Origin of the sequence: Natronospira sp. (genome assembly GCF_007134575.1) — a bacterium.
Taxonomy (GTDB): Bacteria; Pseudomonadota; Gammaproteobacteria; order Natronospirales; family Natronospiraceae; genus Natronospira; species Natronospira elongata.
On sequence record NZ_SLKM01000196.1, the window covers coordinates 1 to 2,766 of the forward strand.

General features: G+C 59.5%; 5 protein-coding genes. 1 reads left to right on the forward strand and 4 read right to left on the reverse strand.

What is annotated here, in order from left to right:
* The coding region (locus ACJWXQ_RS07550) for a rhomboid family intramembrane serine protease (protein ID WP_406672511.1) at positions 1-606 on the reverse strand (606 nt) is incomplete at its 3' end.
* Between the two features lie 131 nt (positions 607-737).
* Here ACJWXQ_RS07550 and ACJWXQ_RS07555 point away from each other — a divergent pair.
* On the forward strand, positions 738-1,541 hold the full coding sequence (locus ACJWXQ_RS07555; RefSeq protein ID WP_406672512.1) for a polysaccharide deacetylase family protein: 804 nt from the start codon (positions 738-740) through the stop codon (positions 1,539-1,541).
* A gap of 12 nt (positions 1,542-1,553) precedes the next feature.
* On the opposite strand, the gene ACJWXQ_RS07560 is transcribed toward ACJWXQ_RS07555, so the two are convergent.
* The 3 genes from ACJWXQ_RS07560 to ACJWXQ_RS07570 form a co-directional block, all read right to left on the reverse strand.
* On the reverse strand, positions 1,554-1,817 hold the full coding sequence (locus ACJWXQ_RS07560) for a Txe/YoeB family addiction module toxin (RefSeq protein ID WP_406672513.1): 264 nt from the start codon (positions 1,815-1,817) through the stop codon (positions 1,554-1,556).
* The gene (locus ACJWXQ_RS07565; protein WP_406672514.1) at positions 1,814-2,056 is read right to left on the reverse strand and encodes a type II toxin-antitoxin system Phd/YefM family antitoxin; all 243 of its coding nucleotides are present in this window, start codon (positions 2,054-2,056) and stop codon (positions 1,814-1,816) included. The genes ACJWXQ_RS07560 and ACJWXQ_RS07565 overlap by 4 nt, the downstream gene beginning before the upstream one ends.
* A gap of 89 nt (positions 2,057-2,145) precedes the next feature.
* Positions 2,146-2,766, reverse strand: a 621-nt coding sequence (locus ACJWXQ_RS07570; protein ID WP_406672515.1) for an SOS response-associated peptidase, incomplete at its 5' end; no start/stop codon positions are given.

Genomic DNA, 2,766 nt, shown 5'->3' on the forward strand with positions numbered 1-2,766 from the left:
ATCCGGGAGATCGGAATTATCAAACACTGCCGGCGCCGCAATCGGATCCCGATGCCGCAGCGCGATGCCACAGACCAGCCCGAGTACCGCACCGAAAAGATGGCTTTCCCAGGACACCCCGGGAGCCTGTGGCAAAACGCCCCAGACCATGGACCCGTGCAGGAAAAAGACCAACAGCACCAGCGCCACCGATGCCCGGTCGCGACGCAGAATACCCGCACTCAGCACAAAAAACATCATCCCGAAGGCCACGCCGCTGGCACCCACATGCACCCCATCCCGGGCAAGCAGCCAGACCAGCAAACCGGAGCCCAGCCAGATCAACGGCAAGGCTGCCCTGGCGGCCCGGGGAAAGCCGTAAAGCATCGCGCTACCCAACACGATCAAGGGCAGGGTATTGGAAAACAGATGCAGCCAGGAGCCATGAATCAGGGGTGCCGCAACAACCCCCATCAGTCCGGACACGGCCCGGGGCCGGATGCCCAGGGCCGAGGCATCCAGTCCAAGGACCACCACCAGGCCGTGCAACAACCAAAGACCGGCCACAAAGGCGGCAACCCCCAAAGCAACGACCTTTAGACCAGGCCCATCTTCAGCGCGCGACATCAGCACTCCTCTTCCATGAATCCTGTCCACCGCAGACTAACAGACCTGACAAGCCGAATGGCCCGGCCACTGGACTTGTCTCTGGCGGCACAGCAAACTGAGTTACCCTGTTCCGAACCCGAGGTCCACCCGTGCGACGCCCTACCCAGGCCGCTTTCCTCGCCCTCCTCCTCGCTCTGCCCACCATGGCGCAGGCAGACATCGACGCCAATGCCTATACCGAATCACTTCGAGAAGCCTTCAACGCCGCTCATCCAGACCTTGCCATCGATGAGCTGCCGATGGTTGAGGCCCGCTCACCCCAGGTCATCAAGCATGGGCCACGGGACCAGGACCCAGGCAAAATCGCATTGACCTTCGACGCCTGCAGCCAGCTTGGAAGCAACCGACTTAATGAGGCGGTGCTGGACAAGCTTCGCGACCACCAGATCCCCGCCACCCTCTTTCTCGGCGGCCTCTGGATGGCCGACAACCCTGAGCTCACGCGCGAGCTTCACGACGACCCTCAGTTCGAAATCGCGACCCACGCCCACGGCCACCCGGATCTGACCGAACTAACAGAAAAAGACATCCGCCTACAAATCGCTTTCGCCCAACTCATGTCCTACAGCCTCACCGGCGAAATCCCGCGTCACTTTCGCCCACCATTCGTCCAATACAACGAAACAGTCACAGAGATTGCAGCTGATCTGGGCCTCAAACTCGTCCACTATGACATCGCCAGCGGCGACGCCGACAAGGACCTCAGCGCCGAAGAGATCGCCGCCCAGGTACTCGACAACGTCCAACCCGGCAGCATCGTCGTCCTCCATCTTCACGAGCCGGACCTCGCCACTGCCGAAGCACTGGCCAAGATGCTCGACACCTTGGAGGAGCGTAAGCTCAAACCGGCCAAGATCAGCGACTTATTGGCGCTAAAAGGAACCTCTGATTAGTCAGAGGTTCCGCTATTCGTAGTGACTCCAGAGTCTGAGCACTTTCACAACACCTTCAGACTCAAGCACCTGGTATACCAGTCGATGCTGAATATTAATCCTGCGAGAATAGGCCCCCGAAAGGTCACCAATAAGCTTTTCAAACGGTGGGGGTCTGCGGAAGGGATCTTCTGCAATCAGGGCTAGCAATTCTTCAGCTTTTGGTTTTAGTCCACTGGCAGCCAGCTTCTTTGCATCTTTTTGCGCTTGCTTGGTGTAAACCAACTTCCATGTCACCAATCCAGCTCCTCATCACATTCCTGCACGGGCGCATCCATTCCCTCACGGATTGACTCCCGCATCCCTGGCACAGAGAGCAGGTAAAGTGTCTCCTGAATCGCAGACCAATCTTCTTCTGACACCAAGACAGCGGTATTACGCTTTCCCGTGATCGTGATTGGTCGGTGCGACTCCGCAGCCTCGTCGATCAGGCGATACAACTTGCTGCGTGCCTCAGTGGCTGAAATTCCGCTCATCACGCACCTCTCTCGCACGCTTTACTTTCCACAAAGTGTACGCACTTCCGTACGTACGTCAAGCCGTGCCTTTCATGGTCGGAGCTTGCCTAGCTCTTGGATTCAACCTGCTCCAATAGCTGGGGCGTATCGTTCTCCGGGCTATTGACCGCGCGGCTGACAGGCCAGCTCTGCCAAGCATCCGGCAGTGATGGGCCAGTAATCCAGCGTTGACTCCAGTCGCCGGGCAGAGGCTCGTGGGCCAGCCATTGCTGCTGGGCAGTGGCATCGCTGAGCACCAGGGGCATGCGATCGTGGATGTGGCCGAGGGACTTGATCGCCGGGCGGGTGACGATGGCAAAACCCAGCCCCTCTTGCCCGCGGGTGTAGACCGCGGCCAGAAAGAGGGTTTGGGCCTCATTGCTGAGCGCCCAAGGCTGTTTGCCGGTCGCCGTTTTCTGCCACTCATACCAGGCGGTTGCCGGGATCAGGCAGCGCTGACCGCGCTGGTAGGCACTGCGAAAATAAGGCTTCTCGGCCGCGCTTTCACCCCGGGCATTGATCACCTCCCTGCCCTTCTCCCCGGCCCAGTGGGGCCGATAGCCCCAATGCATGGGATGCGGCTTAAGCTCACCGCTGCGGCCCAGCACAAAGGCCGGATGTTCACTGCCGGGCGGGATATTCCAGCTCGGCGGAAAGTGTTCTTCGATGAACCGGAGATCCACGCCAAG